The organism is Xanthomonas sp. NCPPB 1067, from assembly GCF_020783795.1.
Classification (GTDB): domain Bacteria; phylum Pseudomonadota; class Gammaproteobacteria; order Xanthomonadales; family Xanthomonadaceae; genus Xanthomonas; species Xanthomonas melonis.
In genome coordinates this window covers 1-18,965 of record NZ_JAJGQG010000048.1, presented here as the reverse complement: position 1 = coordinate 18,965, position 18,965 = coordinate 1, and the positions used below count along the sequence as shown (strand labels likewise).

The following is an 18,965-nucleotide window of genomic DNA, read 5'->3' as shown; positions in this document are numbered from 1 at the left end:
TCCGCGCGTGGCTGGCCGCTGGACTACAGCCCGCCACCGCCCGCGCCGGGCCTGAGCGCGCTGGGCACGCCCGCGCCCGTCGCACCCGGCAACGAGGTGACGATCCAGGGCCGCATCGCCGGCCTGCGCGCCGCCAGGCTGGAGCTGCTGGATCCGGCCGGCCGCCGCGTGGATCTGGTCGCAGCCGGCGACGATGGCCGCTTCCAGCTCACCGGCAACGTGCGCGCCGCTGGCGACAGCGTGTTCCTGGTGCGCGTGCTCGGCCCCGATGGGCGCGCACGCGACCAGGCCAGCGTGCCGGTATCGGTGGTAGGGAGCCCGGCGGCCAGCCTGTGGATACTGGCCGGTGCGCCGCAGCCCGAACTCAAATATCTGCGCCGCTGGGCGCACGACGCCGGGCTGCAACTGCACACCCAGATCGCTACCGGTGGCGGCATGCAGCTGGGCGATGCGCCGCGTACGCTCGACGCCGCCACCCTGGACCGCAGCGACCTGTTGATCGTGGACGAACGCGCACTGTCAGCACTGTCGCGCGCGCAACGCAGCGCCCTGCGCGCCGCAATCGAACGCGGACTTGGCGTGCTGCTGCGCCTGAGCGGCCCGCCCGATGCCGCCCATCGCAACGCCATCGCCGAACTCGGCCTGGCGCTGCGGGGAGATGGCGCCGCGGCGCCCGTGCGGATGGCCGTCGCCGCCGCCGTGCCACCCGCCGCGGCGACGGTACAGCCGCCGGTCACCGCGGCAGGCGACCCCGCAGCGGACGCCTTACCCGTGCTGGAACGTCGCGCCGTGCTGCCCGCCGATGCCGACGCCATCGCTGTGCGACGCACGCCCGACGGCACACCGTATGTCTGGTGGCGTGCACTGGGACGCGGGCGCGTCGGCCTGGTCACGGTCACCGACAGCTACCGCCTGGTACTGAGCGGCCGCCCAGACCTGCACGCTGCGGTGTGGAGCCGCACGCTCGCGGCGCTGACCCGCGCCAAAGCCGTCGCCTACGCACCTGTCCGTAGTGGCTGGCGCGACCAGCGCAGCGACGTGTGCGGCCTCGGCAACGCAGCGCGGCTGCAGGCGCCGGATGGCAGCGTCGGGCCGCTGCTGGCGGCCCCCGACACCGGTCACGCCGCCTGCGCGGGCATCTGGCCCGCACAGACCGGCTGGTATCGCTGGCAGGACGGCAGGCGCGGCGGCGCGCTCTACGTCCGCGCCGCCGCCGATGCACCCGCGCTGTTCGCCAACATGCAACGCAGCGCCACGCTGGCACTGGTCAACACCGGCGCAGCGCCGCATGCGGCAAGGGCCACATCGCGGCCGGGGCCGCGCTGGCCGTGGTGGCTGGGGTTCGTGCTTGCCGCGGCGTTGCTGTGGTGGCTGGAACGGCGGCCCAACCCACGAGCGAGGTAGGCAGCCCGGTCGTTGTCGGCATGCACAGCGCGCGGTTCCGCAACCCTGCATGGCCAAGCTGGATGCGCGTGCGGATGGCATGCGATTGATCTTGCCCATGGCAGCAAGGCTGCGCACGCGACGCATCCGCCTTTGCGGCAACGTCTCCCGGCGGGAACACCAGCCACCTGCCGCATCGTGGGTCGGATGAGGGCTACCTGCGCAGCCATACCCGGCAATGGTTGTTGGCCGGCAACGCTACATCGTCGATCAGGCGCAATCCGGCCGATGCCGCCAGCGCATCCACCGCCTCGGCATCGCGGATGCCCGATGCAGGATCGCGCTCGCGCAGCATCGCATCGAAGGCACGGTTGCTGTCGCTGGTGAACTGGCCGTTGCGATTGAAGGGGCCGTAGATCGCCAGCACCGCGTCGGGCGCCATCAGCGCCGGCAACCCGGCGAACAGGGCCTGCACCTGTGGCCAGCCCATGATGTGCAGGGTGTTGGCGCTGTAGATCGCGTCGAAACCGCGCTGGCCATCCGGCAGCACGGGCACGGCCGGGAGCGGCGCAAGCCCGGGCGCAGGCATCACCACCGCCTGCAGTGGAATGGGCGGCGGCGTATTCGGCAGCGCCGCTTCGTCCAGCCACTGCTGCATGCCCGGCAGATGATCGGCATGGTCGCTGGCCTGCCACTGCAACCACGGCATCGCCGCAGCGAAATGCACCGCGTGCTGGCCGGTGCCCGCACCGATTTCCAGCACATGGTGGCGGTGGCTGAAGTGTGGGCGTAGTACCGCAAGAATGGGGTCGCGGTTACGCGCCGAGGCTGGCGAGAATGGCTTGGGCATCGGATGCAAGACGTCGAAGTGATTCGATTATGCAGGCTGCAGCGCCTTGCGGGTTCATGCGATCGGGCTCCCATTGATTGATATCGCAAACGGCGGGCCGGTGGAATTGGCGATGTACATCGCATCAGTCTGTCTACGCAGCATGCACTATCGCGACGGGGGAACAACTCATGAGGAGAGATGCATGAACAAGGTTGTTGCTATCTGCACCACTAGCCTTTTCCTGGCCGTTGCCGGCATCGCAGCGACACCCAGTGCCCAGGCACAGGCGTCCACGGTCCTGCTCGACTGCACCGGCAGCGATTACTGTTGGGCAGGCGTGGATAGCCCGGGATCGCCTCAGCCATTCCAGTACTCCTGGAGCTTCAGCAATACCGCAGGCGCGATCTTTCCGAGGAATTGCACCAACAGTTCCGATTGCTCCTTCTATTGCCCGAACACCAGCACCTTCATCAACGCCACCGTCGTGGTGAGCGATGCGAACAATCAGTTCATCGGTTCTGCCACCGCGCGCGCCCTATGCACGCCTGAGCCCATCTGAGCGAGGATTGTCTGAGCAAGGATTGACGACGCCTTGCAATCGGCCGAGTCGCATCGGATCGAACAGGTCACATCTCCCCCGCTTGATCGATCCGATGCATTGGCAGTCAACGCGGCGCGGGCAATGCGTCATACGCCCGCCGCACCGCCTCCTCGCCGAATCGCCGCTCCAGCCGGCGCACGATGAAGTGCCCGCGGGCCATTGCCTGGAAGTGGCGCATGAACACCGTATTGAGCGTGGCGCCGCTGACCGCGCCCACTAACGGCACCGCCTGCACGGCCAGCTTTTCGCCCACGTTGACCGAGAACTTGGCGGCGATGCGCGACAGCAGCGACACCAGCGCCGGTGCACCCTTGCTGGCGAAGCCGTGCGCCGCCACGTGGCGGGCGGCGGCGCTGAGTTGCTGCGCCATTGCCGCACGCACTGCGAAATAGCCCGATTCGGCGCCATCGTCGACCGCGCTGCGGCCGCCGTGCGCCAGCACTTCCAGGCAGGCCAGCGCGGTATCCGGATCCTGCAGCGATTCTCCTTCTGCGCGGGCGATGTCGGCGATCGAGCGCAACATCACCGTGGTGGTCAACGGCAATTCCACCATCAGCCCGGGCAGCCCGAAGAAGCCGCCCGCACCGCCCGCCACCGCAACTGCCACCGTATGCCGTGTGGTGGCGGCCGGTTGCAGCGCCGGAGCATCGCCACGCAAGCTCAGCAGCGCCGACTTCATCGCCACCTGCAGGGCACGGCGGGTCACACCGTCGATGCTGCGGGTGACCAGTTTCGGCAGCCGTTTGCTGATCAGGCTTTCCAGCGGCGCGCCCAGCGCGTTGGCGAGCTGTGCCGCCACGCCGGGGTTTTCCAGCAATGCGTGGGCAGCGGCCAGATCACGCTGCGCCGCAGCATCCAGTACGGGAATCGGAAGCGTCGTCATGCCTGCTCTCGTCGTGGAAGGGCTGCTGCGATGGTACCCAGCGCCGTGTGAGTATTGGACGAGCGCGCCCGACCAGCCGCGACCGCTGCAATCTGCAGGCAAAATGCGCGATCATCGGTATCCACGCCGCCAATCCCGCCAGATGACCCGTGAGATCCGCCACCGCTTCGTGATTGCCGCCGCACCGGAAGTGGTGTCGGCCGCACTGTCCGAGCCCGCACAGCTGGGGCGCTGGTGGACGCGCGAGGTGCGCCAGGTGGAAGACCGCGTCTGCCTGGGCTGGAGCGGGCATGGCTGGCAGGTGGAATTGCGCATCGACGAAGACGCCGACCACCGGCAGGTGTGCTGGCGCTGCGCGCGCTCCAACATGCTCGACACCGATGCCTGGGAGGGCACGGTGCTGCGCTTCGATCTGATCTCCACCAGCGAAGGCACCCAGGTGGAGTTCGTGCAGTCCGGTTACCGCGATTCGCCATGCTTCGACACCTGCGTGCAGGGCTGGCGCTTCTTCCTGGGCAGCAGCCTCAAGCGCTATGTCGAGACCGGGCAAGGCATGCCGTATCCGGACATGCCCGATACCCGCGACCCGGCGCTGCGCTGAGCGCAGCCTGCGCGCTTACGCGGTCCGCGCCTGGCCGACCGCAGGTGCGGGACTCACCGGCAACTGCGCGTCCACCGTGACCGGGCTGTCGGTCTGCAGCAGCGCGCGCGCTTCGGCATCGCTGGCCACCGCAGGCGGCGAGCCACGCAACGGCAGGCCGGCGGTTTCGCGCACGAACAGCATGGTGACCAGACCGATCGCCGCAGCGCCCATCAGGTAATACGCCGGCATCAACGGGTCACCCGTGCGTTCCACCAGCCAGGCGGTGATCAGCGGCGTGGTACCGCCGAACAGCGACACCGAGACGTTGAAGGCGATCGACAATGCGCTGTAGCGCACCGGCGTGTAGAACAGCGCCGGCAGCGTGGACGGCATCGAACTGGTGAAGCACACCAGCGCCAGGCCGAGCAGCATCAATCCGGCGAAGATCAGGCCGTCGTGGCCGCTGCCGATCAGCAACAGGCAGGGAATCGCCAGCGCGAACAGCGCGATGCAGGCGCCGATGATCATCGGGCGGCGGCCCAGCTTGTCGCTGAACAGCCCACCGACGATGTTGAGCGGCATCATCACCAGCATCACCAGGATGATCAGCAACAGGCCCTTGCTTTCCGCATAGCCCATCGTGACGCTGAGATAGCTGGGCATGTAGGTCAGCAGCATGTAGTCGGTGACGTTGAACACCAGCACCAGTCCCACGCACTTGAGCAGCTGCGGCCAGTGCAGGCGCAGCAGCGTCATCAGGCCCTGGCCGGCGGTCTGGCGTTCGCGTTGCTCGGCCTGCTCGGCATAGGCGCGAAACGCCGGGGTTTCCTCCAGTTTCATGCGCATGTACAGGCCCAGCAGACCGAGCGGGCCGGCGATCAGGAACGGCACCCGCCAGCCCCAGTCCAGCATCTGCGCCGGGGTGATGCTCATATGCAGCGCGGTCACCGTGGCGGCACCGGCGATGTAGCCGCCCAAGGTGCCGAATTCCAGCCAGCTGCCCATCAGGCCGCGATTGCGGTCGGTGGCGTATTCGGCAATGAAGGTGGCCGCACCGCCATACTCGCCGCCGGTGGAAAATCCCTGCACCAGACGCGCGATCAGCAACAGCGCCGGCGCCCACAGGCCGATGCTGGCGTAGGACGGGATCAGACCGATGCTGAAGGTTCCCAGCGCCATCAGGATCATCGTGGCGGCCAGCACCTTCTGCCGCCCGTAGCGATCGCCCAGCGGGCCGAACACCATGCCGCCGATGGGCCGTACCAGGAACGCGACGGTGAAGGTGGCGAAAGTGGCGATCAGCTGCGCGGTGGGGTTGCTGGCGGGAAAGAACACCTGGCCCAGCGTCACCGCCAGATAGCCGTACACGCCGAAATCGAACCATTCCATCGCATTGCCCAGCGCGGCGGCACCGACCGCCTTGCGCAGCATGCCGCGGTCCACCACGGTGACATCGTCCAGCTGCAGCTGGCGGCGGCGTTTGAACCAGCCGAAATGCGATCGGATCGCGCGGGTATCGTGCATAGGTGCAGTCTCCAGACGTGTGCTCCAGAAGCGGCCACCGCTGCCTGCTCGTCCCGGCCAACGCACAGGACACGGCCCATCACCACGCACGGCAGTCGCACATGCACCGAAGAGCCGGAGGCATTCCCGGACGGCCGCGTCAACCCAGCGGCGCTGCGGGACAGATGACCAAAGGGGTGGGCGGATGCCCAAGGATTGATCGGCGCTTATGGTACTACAGCTCGCCCAAGCCTGCAGACGCGAGCGTGTGCCAGACGCCCGGCAGTCTGATTTTTCAGCGGTTTTCCAGTGATTTATCGCAGGTCATCGCGATGTCGCAGATGCGTCGATGAGGTTGGCACCTGTGCCGTGCACATGCATGATGCGTCTGCACGTGCGCAGATGCACGCGCCAGCCTCGTGCATCTGCGCACGCATCCCGCGCATCACGCGATCAGCGTGCGTGGTCGCGTGTCTCCAGGATCTCCAGCATGGCCTGCAGATCCTGTCGGGTCTGCGGCCGCACCGCACGCGCGAGTTCTTCGCCATCGCGCAGCAGGATCACCGTGGGCCAGAGCTTGACCTTGAAGGAGCGGCCCAGCGGCCGCCCCTTGCCATCTTCGACCTTGCGGTAGTCCAGATCCGCGTAGCCTCCCAGCAGCTTTTGCAGCAAGGGCTGCGCGGCGATGCAGTGGCCGCACCAATCGGTGCCGAATTCCAGCAGTTGCAGACCGGCGTGCGCATCCACCGCGCCACGCTCGGGCGCCTGGGCAGCGTAGTCGCGGACGAACCCCATCAACGGTCTCCGATGTTTCAGGACAACGCGCGCTGGATGTCTTCCAGCGGCAGGTTGGTCAGATCCTTGGCCAGATCGCCAACCAGCCGTTGCTGGGTTTCCTTGTGCAGGAGCGGGCGCACACGGCCCAGCGTGGTCGGGTCGGCCACCAGCACCAGATGCGTGTAATCCTGCTTCAGGGCGCCATCGTTCAATGCCTGCGACAGCTGCTTGGCGAAGGTCGCTTCGTCCAGGTCCGCCTCGGTGAGATCGCGTGGTGCCTTGCCTGCGGGGCCCTCGTCGTCGACGTTCTGCACATCGGTGCGCGCGTGCTGGCGCAGCACCACCCTGGTTTCGTCGCCGGTGTTGGTAAACCAGCGCGCTTCACCGCCGTCGGCCACCACGACCAGGGCGCCCTGAGGAATTCGCAGACTCATCCGATTTCTCCTTTGCTGTCTTCGGCGCGATACGTGTGCACCGCGATCTCAACCTAGGCGAGAAGATGTAAGCATTGCGGCTAGCCGGTGTCAGCATGGCGTTAGCGCGAATGCCCGAGCCTTCGACGTCGCGCACCTCGGTCAAGGCAGCGGTTGATCGCCGCCCCATGCGCCGCGCGCGCGCCTGATGCACAGCGCGCCGCACGTCCCGTGCTCGCTGCAACGCGTTACGCGCAGCGCGCTCAGCGCTGTGCTTGCCCCGGAATCGACGTGGGCGTGCCCAGCGCTTCCTGCACGTACAGGCGCTTGATCAGCACGAACGCCACCACTGTCAGCGGTGCGGCCAACAGCACGCTGGGCGGGCCGAGCAGCATGCCGATGCCGAACAGCGAGAACAGCAGCAGCACCGGCGGCAGGTCCACGGTGCGTTGCTGGATCAACGGCAGCAGCAGGTTGCCTTCGATCTGCTGCACCACCACGAACAGCGCCGCCGTGGCCAGGGCCATCTGCGGGCTGACCGTGAATCCCAGCAGGATGGCCGGGATCGCCGCCACGATCGGCCCCACGATCGGCACGAAATCCAGCAGGCCGGCGAGGATGCCGAGCGCCAGCGCACCGGGAATGCCCAGTGCCCACAGCCCGAGGCCGGTCAGCACCCCGACCACCGCCATGGCCATCAGCTGGCCACGCAACCACAGCCGCAATGCGGTAGCGCTGGCCTGCAACGCCTCGTCGGTGGTTGCCCTCACGTGCGCCGGCAGCAGCAGCAACACCCCGCGCCGGTACAGCTGCGGCTGCGCGGCCAGATACACCGCCCCGGCCAGTACCAGGAACAGGTTGGCCACGCTGCCGGTGAGCCCCAGCGCGAAGGCGCCGGCACGCGGGGCCAGATTGGACACGCGCGTCGGCGCCTGGCGCGTCAGCTCGTGCAGCGCCGGCCCCAGCGGCCCGGCCGCGATCCAGTCGTGCAGACGCGTCCACGCCTGCGGCAGCGTGCGCTGCAGGGCACCGACTTCCGACGCCAGCTGCGAGCCGAACAGCCAGGTCAGCGCCACCAACACCACGGTCAGCACGATCACCACCACTGCCAGTGCCCAGCCGTCAGACAGGCGCGTATGCCGGGTCAGCCGGCTGGTCAACGCGCGCAGCAGCACCGCCACCACGATCGCACCGAACACCATCAGCAACAGATCCGCCAGCTTCCAGAGCAGGCACGCGCACGCCACCAGGGCCAGGACAAGGATCACCCGGACAACGAAGGCGCGAAGCTCGGAAGGCATGGGCGGCTCACTGCAGAATCGGCCACCAGCCTAGCGAGGGTGACGAGAAGAGCATGTGCCCGCGCGCGGCAGGTGCCCTGGCCAGCGCCCGCAGGATCGGCCGCGTGCGCGCGGCCAGTGGATGAGACGCGATGCCCACGGCCGCTGCGGCAACGGCAGGGTCGCCTCACTGCCACGCGTGCGTGCAGCCTTGCCGGGCCATACGGCAACCGAGCGGCATAGCGGAAGCCACTGCTGCCGGGCACTGGCGACCGGCGCGGCGCCTGTCGCTGCGCGGTCGATGTCGGGCGCGCAGGCGGCCGGCAGCGATGCCGGGTTCAACGCGACAGCTGGCCCATCACACGGTGGCGTCGCGCCCGGCCTGCACCTGCTGCACGGCCTGTCGCGCCGAGCGGGTCAGCGGCGTTGGCAAGGCATCCAGCGCGAACCAGCCGATGTCGTGCAATACCTGTGGCTCGCGCAACTGCGCCTGTTGGCTGCCTTCGATGCGGGCCAGGTACACCGGCGCCACCCAGTGCTGCGGCGGCTGCATGTCCGGTTCGAAGTGGCTGACCACGCACAGCACGCGTTGCGGGTGTACCTGCAGGCCGGTTTCTTCCAGCACCTCGCGCACCACGGTGGCTTCCACCGTTTCCATCCAGTCCACCTTGCCACCCGGCAACCCCCAATGCCCCGGCTCGGGTGCACGCCCGCGCAGCACCAGCAACACGCGGCCATCGGCACGCTGGATGAAGGCACCGCAACCGACACGGGGGCGGAGATCGGAGGTGGGCATGGCAGGTCTCGTAATCGGGTCTGGGGATGAGTGTCCCAGATGTCGCCGCTGCGGTCAGTGCCCGCACCGAGTGCGGGCACTGACGCGCGCTTAGCGCCGCGCTGGTGAGAATGGCGACCTTGCACGCACGTCCTGCTGGAGCTCGTATGTCTCGTCTATTGGTGGTTGGTGGTCATGGCAAGGTCGCACGCTTGCTCACTCCGTTGCTGGTGCGCGGCGGGCACCAGGTCACGGCGCTGTTCCGCAATCCCGAGCATGAAGCCGATCTCGTTGCCGATGGCGCCACCCCGTTGCTGTTCGACATCGAGCATGCCGACACCGCCGCCATCGCCGCGCAGCTGGCCGGCCACGATGCGGTGGTGTGGTCGGCCGGTGCCGGCGGTGGCGATGCCGCGCGCACCTATGCGGTGGATCGCGATGCGGCGATCCGCTCGATGCAGGCAGCCGAACAGGCGCGCGTGCGCCGCTATGTGATGGTGTCGTATCTGGGTGCCGGACTGGAACACGGCATCGGGCCGGACGATCCCTTCTTCGCCTATGCCCAGGCCAAGGGCGCGGCCGATGCCTATCTGCGCGGTACCTCGCTGGACTGGACCGTTCTCGGGCCCGGCCGACTGACGCTGGATCCGCCCACCGGCCGCATCGCCTGCGACCCCGGCAGCGACGCCGATGGCGGCGTTTCGCGTGCCAATGTGGCCCAGGTGATCGCTGCTGCGCTGGCGACGCCGGCCACCATCGGCAAGACGGTGGGCTTCATCGACGGGCAGACCCCGATCCCGCAGGCCTTGTCGCAGCTGGACTGAACACGCGCCCTGCCGGCACCTTCGCCAACAGTCGCCGGTGCCTGATCGATTTCGCCACACTTCCGACGCGGCGATGCGCGCCAGCGCATTGGCGTTCTGAAGCAGCGTCCCTGGGTGCGAGGGCCGTACCGGTAACGCCCGTCGCGCCCGTGAACGCTTCTACGGGATGACCGCTGTCGGCGAGATGGCCTGGACAGCAGCATGCTCACGTCCAGCCCGTTGGCCTTGCGCACCACATTTGCGCACCACACAAACGAAAACAGACACCGCGCGGTACGCGATGTCTGCAGGAAGTGGTCCAACTGCGGATGCCTGCACCCTTTAAGCTGCCTAGATGCTCTAGAACTGCACAGCTGGTGACGCATGGTGAGGCCATGCGCGTTAGCGCGGCGTGCAGCACAGCGGTCAGTGCGAAGACACCTCAGTCATGCTGCACTGCAGCTTGGCCAGCGTGCCGTACGGGTGCACGCGTCTGGCGCGATGACGCGCGCATTAGATACAAGGCCGCTGCACCAGGCATTCGTCGCATGGCGGCACTTGCGCAGCCCGTCTGCGTAGGCAACGTCGCGATGAACGCTGTGCGCGCCGACGAACGCGCCGGCCGGATGCGCAGCAGCGCGGACGACCCCAGGCTAGCCTTGCGGCGGCGCTTCCAGCAGATGGGCCAGCAAGGTCAGCGAGTCCTGCCAGCCCAGATGGCAGGAGTACGCCGGAATCTGCTCGGGAATGCCTTCCTGCACGATCTGCAGATCGGTACCGCAGGGCAGCGGGTGCAGGCGAACCGTGGTGTGCAAGGTGCCCGGCAGGGACGGATCGTCGAACACGTCGTTGTAGCGCAGCAAGGCGCCGGGCTGCAGCTCCAGATAGGTACCGCCGAAGGCATGGCGCTGCCCGCTGGCGAAATGGGTGAAGGCCATCCGGAAGGTGCCGCCGACTTGGGGATGCAGATGCTCGATGGTGCCGGTGTAGCCGGACGGCGGCAGCCACTTGACCATGGCATCGGCATCCAGGAAAGCCCGATAGACCAGCTCCGGGCTGGCACGCACAACACGGTGTAGCGTCACGGTGGACATGGACGGGCCCTCGGCTGGAAGTGGAACACCCATGCTACCGGCCAATGGCGCGCGCGGAGATGTCACGCGTGCGCGACCGGCGCAGCCCCGGTCGGGTCCGGTCGTCTGCAGTGCACCGCTGTCCTCGCGGACATGCGTGGCACGCCATCTTCCGGGCGCTCGCGCGCAACCGGCAGCGTCACGAACGCATTCCGCATTGCCGCCGTGGCCGGCATCGCCGATAGTCGCGACACTGATCGAACGACTGCCCACAATGCTCGCCAACGTGTTGTTGCTCGCTGCCGGATGCGTCGTTGCCGCGACGATCGTCGGTGCCCTCGTATGGATGCATCTGCGCCGGCAGGCGCCGCCGTCCGTTGCCGCCGCGGCCGTGACGACCACCACGGCATCCGGTGCCCCGGCCGACCCGGTCGCGCCCTCGCCGGTGCCCGTCCCCGAAGCCCCGCTCTCGCCGCCAGCGCCAGTGGCCACCAGTGCGCAGCCGTTGCAGCACGCACCGCCGCCGATGCGTCCGCTGCTGCGGCGCATGTATGCCGCGGTGATGGCCACCCCATCGCTGGCCGATGGCCGCTTGCCGACCGATCCTGCACAGGCGGCCGTGCTGGAGGCCGTGGGCGGTGCGCTGGCGCATGTCGACCTGCGCCCGCAGCTGCTGCCGCGACGCCCGCATCTGTTGCCGCAGCTGATGCGCGCGGTCAACGACCCGGACGCCTCCGGCCGCGGCATCGCCGCGATCATCGCGCAGGATCCGGCGCTGGCCGCCAACCTGCTGCGCATCGCCAACAGCGCACTGTATCGCCCGCAGGGCGCCCCGCTGGAAAGCCTGGAACGCGCAGTGGTGCATATCGGCACCGAAGGTGTGCGCCAGATCGTCGCCGCGGCCGTGATGCAGCCGGTGTTGAGCCTGGACGGTGGCCTGCATTCGCGCCTGCCCGCCGCGGTGTGGGACTACGCCCTGCGTACCGCCACCGCGGCGGCGGCCTATATGCGCGAACGCGGCGGCGACACCTTGTCGGCGCAACTGGCCGGCCTGCTGCAGGGCCTGGGTGCGGTGGTGATCCTGCGCGTGCTGCGCGATGCCTATGCCGAACGCCCAAACCTGTCCTACAGCCTGGAGGTGGCCGCCGCCCTGGTCGAGCGGCACACCGCGACCGTGGCCAAGACCATCGCCACCACCTGGGAACTGCCGCCGCAGCTGGGCGCCGCGCTGGACGAACAACGCCCCGAACACGACGCCACCCTGTTGGCCACCACCCTGGGCCGCGCGCTGCAGTACGGCCGCCTCGCCGCAGCGCTGGCCATGCTCGCCCGCCACGGCGCCGAGCAGGAAGGCAGCGCCCTCGGCATCCTCGCCACCCTGGAGCCGGACGAGACCGCCAACGCCGCGTTGTGGCAGCGGCTGGTGGCGACGAGCGTGGAGTGAACGCCGGCGCACCGATGCACTCACCCCTGGGTGGCGATCAATTCCTTCACCCGCGCAGTCAGCACGCTCACGCTGAAGGGCTTGGTCAGCACCGCCATGCGCGGCTCCAGGTGATGGTCGTCCAGCAGCGCGCTCTCGGCGAAGCCGGTGATGAACAGCACCTTGAGGTCGGGGCGGTGCGCGCGGCTGGCATCGGCCATCTGGCGGCCGTTCATGCCGCCGGGCAGGCCCACATCGCTGATCAGCAGATCGATGCGTGCCCCCGATTGCAGGATCTCCAGGCCAGCCGCGCTATCGCCGGCTTCGATCACGGTATAACCGAGTTCCTGCAGCACCTCGCCCAGCAACTGGCGGATGGCCGGTTCGTCGTCGACGATCAGTACCGTCTCGCCATCGTCGGTCGGCGTCAGTTGCAGTAGCGGCGTGTTCGTATCGGCACGTGCCGCATCGCCCAGATGGCGCGGCAGGTAGATGCATACCCGCGAGCCCTTGCCCACTTCGGACTGAAGACGGACCTGCCCGCCGGACTGCTTGGCGAAGCCGTAGATCATCGACAATCCCAGCCCGGTGCCCTCGCCGAGCGGCTTGGTGGTGAAGAACGGATCGAAGGCACGCGCCACCACATCCGGCGGCATGCCGGTGCCGGTATCGCTGACGCACAGCGACAGGTACGGTCCCTCGCGCATGCCCAGTTGCTGCGCCAGATCGTGGTCGATCCAGTGGTTGCTGGTGTCGATGCGCAGCCGTCCTCCGTCGGGCATTGCGTCGCGCGCGTTGATGCACAGATTGAGCAAGGCGTTTTCCAGCTGCGAGGCATCCACCAGCGCCGGCCACAGCAGCGGGCTGGGCACGTTCTCCACGCGGATGCCCGGCCCAACGGTGCGCTGCACCAGCTCCAGGATATCGGCGATCAGCTGGGTGACATCGGTGGGCTTGGGCAACAAGGTCTGGCGGCGCGCGAAGGCCAGCAGACGGTGGGTCAACGCCGCTGCGCGGGTGGTGGCGCTCTGCGCGATGCCCAAATAGCGCGGCAACTCCGCAAACCGCTGCTGCTCCACCCGCAGGGTCATCAGTTCCAGCGCGCCGGAGATGCCGGCAAGCAGATTGTTGAAGTCGTGCGCCAGCCCGCCGGTGAGCTGGCCCACCGCTTCCATCTTCTGCGATTGCCGCAGCGCTTCCTCCACCACCATCAGTTCGCCGGTGCGCTCGCTGACGCGCTGTTCCAGGGTCTCGCTCAGCTCGCGCAAGGCGACCAGGGCGCGGTCGCGTTCTTCGGACAGCGCGTGGCGTGCGTCGATGTCCAGCAGCACCCCCGGAAACCGCAGCGGCGTGCCATCCGGCGCGCGCTCCACGCGCCCGTTCGCCTCCAGCCAGTAGTAGTTGCCGTCGCGGCGCCTGACCCGGTACTGGTGCGCATACGCACCGCCACGCGCCAGGGCTTCGCCGATCGCCGCACGCAGGCCGTCGCGATCGTCCGGATGCACATTGGCGAGCACCGTTTCCATCGGCAGGTCGGTCCGGCTGCTGGACGGATCGAAGCCGAAATTTTCCGCGAATGCCTCGTCCACCGAGAACGCATCGTTGGGCACGTCCCAGATCCAGGTCCCGATGATGGCGCCGGCCGCCAGCGCCAATTGCACGCGCTCGGCATTGCGGCGCGCGGCGGTCTCCGCCTCCAGCGCCCGATCGCGCTCGCTGGTACGGTTGACCACCTCGTGCACCAGATGCGTGTTCTCGTTGCTCAGCATGGCGTTCTGGATATCGCGATGCCGGTCGGCCGCTACCTGCGCAGTGGTTTCGATGGCGATGTTGAGCAGCCCCACGATGCTGCCGTCCTCGCCGCGGATGGGAGAGGCGGTGGCATTCCAGTAGGTGGTTTCGCGCACCCCGTTGCGCAGCATCGGCAAGGCGACCACGCCCTGGCCGTAGCCCTCGCCGGTGCGCATCACCCGCGCGAAATCCTCGGCGATCGGCGCGTAGGTTTCGCCCCACACCTCGGCCACCGGCTGCCCCAGCGCGTGCGGGTGACGATCGCCCAACGATTGCAGATACACATCGTTGTACAACAGACGCAGCTGCGGCCCCCAGAGCACCGCGCCGAGCAGCCTGGCGTTGAGCACCATCGACAGCGCCGAGCGCAGCGATTGCGGCCAGGTCTGCGGCGCGCCCAGCGGCGTGGCGACCCAATCGTGCGCGCGGATGGTCGCGCCCATGATCCCACCACCGGACAGAAACTCCAGGCCGCTCGGCGCAACGACAGGATGGACTGTGCTCACGTGGCAGCCGTGCCCGGTAGGAAGTGGCCGCATTGTGGCATGCACGCCAGGACAGAATGCGGGTCGCAGGGGACGGGGCGTTGACCAAAACCAACGCATTAACCTGGAGCGGCCAACAAGACGACCGTGTCCGCTCCCAGACGGGCGTGGGCGGTGCCCAGAAACTGCATATACCATGCGTACCCTCCGGTTCCTGCGCGCCGTCCACACCCACCAGACGGCTGCTGTTTCGTTGGCCGCACTTCACCGGCGCTGCGTGGCAAGCGGCAGGCAGGCAACTGCTGGCGTCCGGATCGACCCTTGCGTCTGCGTGCACCCTGCAGCCCCCGGGGTGTGCCGGGCGGCGAGCGGCTGCCGGTGTCCCGCTGTCAACACCTCGACCCGTACGCGGTCGCATGTAATGAAACTTCACGTGCCGACGGCACGGCGTAACGGCAGCTGAGTGCGGCGGACGCGAGCGCACGCCATGCTCACACAGGCATGCACAGACTGGCCGCGTTCCCCAACACTATGCGAGACATCCAATGGATAAGAACCGTATCGAAGGTGCCGCCAAGCAGGTCAAGGGTTCGGTAAAGGAAGCGGTTGGTCGCGTTACCGGCAACAGAAGCACCGAGCTGGAAGGCGCCGCCGAAAAGAACATCGGCAAGGTACAGCGCAAGGCTGGCGAAGTCGCCGACAAGGTGCGCGACGCATCGAAGCAACCACGGCACTGAGTCCGCGGCTTGCAAACAACTCCAGGCCTAACAAGCATTTCTGCAAAACGCCCCGACCTGGTCGGGGCGTTTTGTTTGCGGCGGATCTTGTTCACACCCGGTAACGCGAAGTCCGGCGTCGATCGATCAGGACGCCACAGCGTCGTAGCCGGCCGCCGTGAACTCGATCAGGCAATAGCCATGCCCGAATGGATCGGCCATCAGCGCGATGCGGCCCCATGCGTTGTCACGGATCGCCTGCTCTTGCGTCGCGCCAGCAGCGAGCGACTGCGCAACGGCATGCTCGAGGTCGTCGACAACGAAATCCAGATGGATCGGTGTCCAATGCCGTTGGTAGCATCTCGGCTGATCCGCATGGGAGACCGCCTGCGTGCCTGCCGCTTTCGCCAGAAGATAGAGCTTGGACGAAGTGCCAATCAGCTCAACCGCGTCCTTGCCGAACCGGCGTGCGGGCCGAAGGGCGAACGCGGCGCAGTAGAAGCGCTCGGCGGCTTCGATATCGTCGACGTCGATGTTGACCAGCATGTCGGACATGGCAGTTATTCCCAAGGTTTGGCGATCTACGGAATTTGGATGAGTACTCTTGCACGGCGGCAGGTATCGTGTGCGGTCATGCACACTCGTCAGCATATTTCCGATTGGACATAGCCTCTGGGCAGACCGGTGCCGTGGCTTGAAAGCCGTCAACGAGAGAGTTGTTGACAGCCTTAGTTAGCAAAACTAACCTCGCAACCTCGAGCCGCAAAATGGAATCAGCCAGTCAGCCAGCGATGGCTGCGTGATACTGGAAGTATCGCCTTGATCGCGGCCTTTGGCAGGCCGGGTAACCGGCGATGAAGTCGTCTGCAAGCCAGAAACTAGCCCAATTCATCGCTCGGCGTCTGAGGGTATACCGCGTACTCAGCAAGCGTTCGTTATGGCGGTCCAAAAGAACGAATGATTGAAGCAACACTCCGGACCAAATGGTCCAGCCTTTCTCTTGAAGACGAGCGGATAGGGGCCATGGAGAATGGCGATACTGGCATTGTTCGAAAAGTGGTAGAAGGATGATGTCTCAGCTTTCTTACGCACCCCCACAACTCACGCCACTTCAATCGGCGCCCACGGCCTAGATAAGGTGCCCGGTTGCATCATGTGCTCCGGAATCGACCTTTCAGGATCTGCCAATGCGCTTCCCTCGAGTCTCCCTACTCTTGTTAACGACACTCTGCGGGCCTGCACTGAGCGCTTGCGCCCACGCGCCAGGCCAGCCCATCAAGCCGTTATTGAAGGAACAAGCCGACATGACTTTGCCAGAGGCTGTCACCGCCGACCGAATTACGCTTAGCGCCGAAGACATCGGAAACCGCTTTTTGGAGCTGATCGAGAGCCTTGAGTCCCGAGATGACCTAAACCCCGAACGAATTCGGGAGAAGATGGGAATCACGCTGAAGCAACCAGAGCAGGGCAGGCTTTCGGTTGGTTACTGGAGCAACGACCTGGGCGACGGATGGCGGTATGCCTTCACGTACACTCCGGAGTCGGCTTCTCTGTCAAAAGGAGTTGGATTGACGTTTCAGAACAGCGTAGACGACTTTGGAAATATGTCCGCCATATGCACGCTAGATTTTGAACACTACGATCGCAGACTTAGAGAGATGGGCTTTAATGCGTCTCCTATCTATGGTCCGATTGGGCAATTGGAGGATTGGCGCTATGCAAAACTTGCGAAGAACGGCATTGGAGGGAACATCATAATCTCCATTGTCCCGCAAAATCTTGTCTCTCGTGAGCAGACGCGTCTATGTATCAAGTCGATCGGTACGTTGAACGGCCGCTAATTTTTTCAGGAGGTCGAACATGGCTAGGCCAAGCCTACAACTGGAATCTGCACGCTCACGTTTTTCGGCAAACCACGGCGTAAGCAACGACCAAGCCGCCGAGCTCCGCAACGTAATCACAGCACGCTAGATTGCTGAATCAACTTAATCAGCAGACTCAGTCGGGGTGGCCGATTTGTAGGCTTCTCGCGAGATTTGTACACGGCAGTGCTCCGCTAAACACAACGCTGAGTAAGATATGATGCGCTTTGGTGATTTATTCACCGCTCATACTGATAGGACTTGGAATGCGCGCTCTTCAAACTTCCTTGCTTATGCTAACGGGCCTTTACAGCCTAACACTCTGTGGTTGTGCACATACTGCAGCCCAGTCACTTGCCCCCCCTACCAAGGACACCACAGCGATGAAAAAAACCGAGGCGCATGCAGCCAGCAGACTTACGATTAGCGCCGATGAAATCGGCAAGCGATTTCTCAAGCTAATTTCCGGGCTTGAATCGCGCCAAGACATAAGTCCTGCCAGGATTCAGGAAATTATGGGATTTCCAGTTTCAGTTTCTCCTGGCGCTTTGGGCGCGGTGGTATGGAGCGAAGACCTAGGTGGTGGCTGGCGCTACTCTTTCGACTACATTCCAGAATCCCCCTCCCTACTTGCAGGCGTCGGACTTTCATTTGAACATCAGACGGATCAATTTTCTGACATGAAAGAGGTATGCCACCTCGACTTCAATGATTATGACAAAACTCTGAAAAATATGGGATTTATTGCTTCTCCCACGTATGGACCCATAGGACAGCTCGAAAATTGGCGCTACACTAAATTTGCGAAGAATAACTCGGGTGGGGACATTGTCATTTCTGTCATACCTCAAAGTGTTGCAGCCGGATCTGAAGGAGTTTGTGTCAAGTCAATCAGCACCTTGAACGGTCGATAACACGGCAGGAGTTATTTTTTATGGTCAGTCACAGCCCTCAGCTTGAGGCCGTGCTTTCTCGGTTTGCTGCACAACCTGGTGTTAGCGCCGGCAGTTCGGCGCAGCTACGCGATGCACTCAGGGCTGATCCTGATTTGTCAAAGCAATTGGATCTTCAGGCACAGGCAGGCCAGCTGCGTGATTTCGTGGTGCAGCCCCCTGGTGGCAATTTGCCGAACTTGGCGGGGACGTACGATATCCAAACCGGGGTGGTCACCCTGCCTGCAGCCAGTCTCCAGCCAACTGGAACAACGGCGAATTCAGACTTAAAAGCCGTTTTACAGCTTCAGCAAATGTCTGTGGCATTTGCCCACAGCACCTATCAGGACGCAACACGTAACACTCATCTTGTAACGCAAGACATGCTTAATAATCTGCAATCGAGTATCAATAGATCTCCTTTTCTAGCGGAAGAGATCAAAAGATCGGCCACGACGATCGATACATCAGATGCACGCAATCCTCAGAGAGCAAATCTCGAAGGGTTCGGATTCGTTGGCCCTGGGGTTGCCGCAGGTGGAACATATGATGGCAATCGAAAAATCATGAATTTGCCGCCGCTCGGCTTGCAATCTTCTTCTGCCGCAAATCCGTCGGGAAGATTCAATCCGCAAGACATGACGTTTGTTCTTGGCCACGAAATTCAGCATAGTTTCAACCATGCGTCAAAGAATCAGGCAACTGCGAAGTTCCTGACTCAAGTGGAAAGCCAGTCGAAGGTGATAGGACCGGTTCACGATTACACAGGTGAGCTTAGAGGGTGTTTACATAATGGTAATCTATGATCCCAACGTGGAAACAAGGGATCGAGATGGGGCGCCCACCCAAG

18 protein-coding genes, 1 other RNA gene and 1 pseudogene are annotated in these 18,965 nt (G+C 65.3%); 10 read left to right on the top strand and 10 right to left on the bottom strand.

The features are described 5' to 3' along the window. The coding region (locus LL962_RS20365) for a carboxypeptidase regulatory-like domain-containing protein (protein WP_228318231.1) at positions 1–1,404 on the top strand (1,404 nt) is incomplete at its 5' end. A 193-nt stretch (positions 1,405–1,597) separates the two neighbouring features. Here the strand turns inward: LL962_RS20365 and LL962_RS20360 are convergent. Further along, positions 1,598–2,233: a DUF938 domain-containing protein gene (locus LL962_RS20360; protein ID WP_228318230.1), complete on the bottom strand. Its 636-nt coding sequence runs from the start codon at positions 2,231–2,233 to the stop codon at positions 1,598–1,600. Positions 2,234–2,417: 184 nt separating this feature from the next. Here LL962_RS20360 and LL962_RS20355 point away from each other — a divergent pair, with 184 nt between their 5' ends. Next, positions 2,418–2,774 carry a hypothetical protein gene (locus LL962_RS20355; RefSeq protein WP_228318229.1) on the top strand — a complete coding sequence of 119 codons (357 nt, stop codon included), beginning with the start codon at positions 2,418–2,420 and terminating at the stop codon, positions 2,772–2,774. 106 nt (positions 2,775–2,880) lie between these two features. Here the strand turns inward: LL962_RS20355 and LL962_RS20350 are convergent, their stop codons facing one another. Next, positions 2,881–3,699, bottom strand: a complete 819-nt coding sequence (locus tag LL962_RS20350) for an EcsC family protein (RefSeq protein WP_228318228.1) — start codon at positions 3,697–3,699, stop codon at positions 2,881–2,883. Between the two features lie 142 nt (positions 3,700–3,841). Between LL962_RS20350 and LL962_RS20345 the strand changes: the two genes are divergently transcribed. Then, a complete protein-coding gene (locus LL962_RS20345) occupies positions 3,842–4,300 on the top strand; it encodes an SRPBCC family protein (RefSeq protein WP_228318227.1) in 459 nt (152 codons plus the stop codon). Between the two features lie 15 nt (positions 4,301–4,315). Here LL962_RS20345 and proP read toward each other — a convergent pair whose 3' ends face one another. The 5 genes from proP to LL962_RS20320 all read right to left on the bottom strand — a co-directional run bounded on the left by proP (position 4,316) and on the right by LL962_RS20320 (position 9,051). Next, the gene (gene proP / locus LL962_RS20340) at positions 4,316–5,806 is read right to left on the bottom strand and encodes a glycine betaine/L-proline transporter ProP (protein ID WP_104588700.1); all 1,491 of its coding nucleotides are present in this window, start codon (positions 5,804–5,806) and stop codon (positions 4,316–4,318) included. 432 nt (positions 5,807–6,238) lie between these two features. After that, a complete protein-coding gene (locus tag LL962_RS20335; protein WP_228318226.1) occupies positions 6,239–6,580 on the bottom strand; it encodes a thioredoxin family protein in 342 nt (113 codons plus the stop codon). Positions 6,581–6,597: 17 nt separating this feature from the next. After that, entirely contained in the window at positions 6,598–6,996 is a 399-nt protein-coding gene (locus LL962_RS20330; protein ID WP_104588702.1) for a host attachment family protein, read from the bottom strand. A gap of 242 nt (positions 6,997–7,238) precedes the next feature. Continuing rightward, positions 7,239–8,276, bottom strand: coding sequence for an AI-2E family transporter (locus LL962_RS20325; protein WP_228318225.1), 1,038 nt, complete (start codon positions 8,274–8,276; stop codon positions 7,239–7,241). A gap of 337 nt (positions 8,277–8,613) precedes the next feature. Then, positions 8,614–9,051, bottom strand: coding sequence for an NUDIX domain-containing protein (locus LL962_RS20320; protein ID WP_228318224.1), 438 nt, complete (start codon positions 9,049–9,051; stop codon positions 8,614–8,616). Positions 9,052–9,197: 146 nt separating this feature from the next. On the opposite strand from LL962_RS20320, the gene LL962_RS20315 reads away from it, so the two are divergent. Next, entirely contained in the window at positions 9,198–9,854 is a 657-nt protein-coding gene (locus LL962_RS20315) for an SDR family oxidoreductase (protein WP_228318223.1), read from the top strand. A gap of 632 nt (positions 9,855–10,486) precedes the next feature. Here LL962_RS20315 and LL962_RS20310 read toward each other — a convergent pair. Next, entirely contained in the window at positions 10,487–10,960 is a 474-nt protein-coding gene (locus LL962_RS20310) for an SRPBCC family protein (protein WP_228318222.1), read from the bottom strand. 220 nt (positions 10,961–11,180) lie between these two features. Here LL962_RS20310 and LL962_RS20305 point away from each other — a divergent pair, with 220 nt between their 5' ends. After that, complete coding sequence (locus LL962_RS20305) at positions 11,181–12,350, top strand: HDOD domain-containing protein (protein WP_228318221.1); 1,170 nt, start codon at positions 11,181–11,183, stop codon at positions 12,348–12,350. Between the two features lie 20 nt (positions 12,351–12,370). Here LL962_RS20305 and LL962_RS20300 read toward each other — a convergent pair whose 3' ends face one another. After that, on the bottom strand, positions 12,371–14,563 hold the full coding sequence (locus LL962_RS20300; RefSeq protein WP_441004888.1) for a PAS domain-containing protein: 2,193 nt from the start codon (positions 14,561–14,563) through the stop codon (positions 12,371–12,373). A gap of 231 nt (positions 14,564–14,794) precedes the next feature. Between LL962_RS20300 and LL962_RS20295 the strand changes: the two genes are divergently transcribed. Together LL962_RS20295 and LL962_RS20290 are read left to right on the top strand one after the other, a co-directional pair. Further along, positions 14,795–14,864: non-coding RNA, sX9 sRNA (locus tag LL962_RS20295), on the top strand. A 286-nt stretch (positions 14,865–15,150) separates the two neighbouring features. After that, on the top strand, positions 15,151–15,342 hold the full coding sequence (locus tag LL962_RS20290; RefSeq protein ID WP_228318219.1) for a CsbD family protein: 192 nt from the start codon (positions 15,151–15,153) through the stop codon (positions 15,340–15,342). A gap of 126 nt (positions 15,343–15,468) precedes the next feature. Here LL962_RS20290 and LL962_RS20285 read toward each other — a convergent pair whose 3' ends face one another. Beyond that, positions 15,469–15,876, bottom strand: coding sequence for a VOC family protein (locus tag LL962_RS20285; protein ID WP_228318218.1), 408 nt, complete (start codon positions 15,874–15,876; stop codon positions 15,469–15,471). A 632-nt stretch (positions 15,877–16,508) separates the two neighbouring features. Between LL962_RS20285 and LL962_RS20280 the strand changes: the two genes are divergently transcribed. The 3 genes and pseudogenes from LL962_RS20280 to LL962_RS20270 all read left to right on the top strand — a co-directional run. Then, positions 16,509–17,162 (top strand): hypothetical protein, encoded by a 654-nt coding sequence (locus tag LL962_RS20280; RefSeq protein ID WP_228318217.1) that lies wholly within the window; start codon positions 16,509–16,511, stop codon positions 17,160–17,162. Between the two features lie 287 nt (positions 17,163–17,449). Next, complete coding sequence (locus LL962_RS20275; RefSeq protein WP_228318216.1) at positions 17,450–18,097, top strand: hypothetical protein; 648 nt, start codon at positions 17,450–17,452, stop codon at positions 18,095–18,097. Positions 18,098–18,117: 20 nt separating this feature from the next. Beyond that, positions 18,118–18,912 (top strand): annotated as a pseudogene (locus LL962_RS20270) (XVIPCD domain-containing protein); the annotation flags it as partial. Positions 18,913–18,965 lie beyond the last annotated feature (53 nt).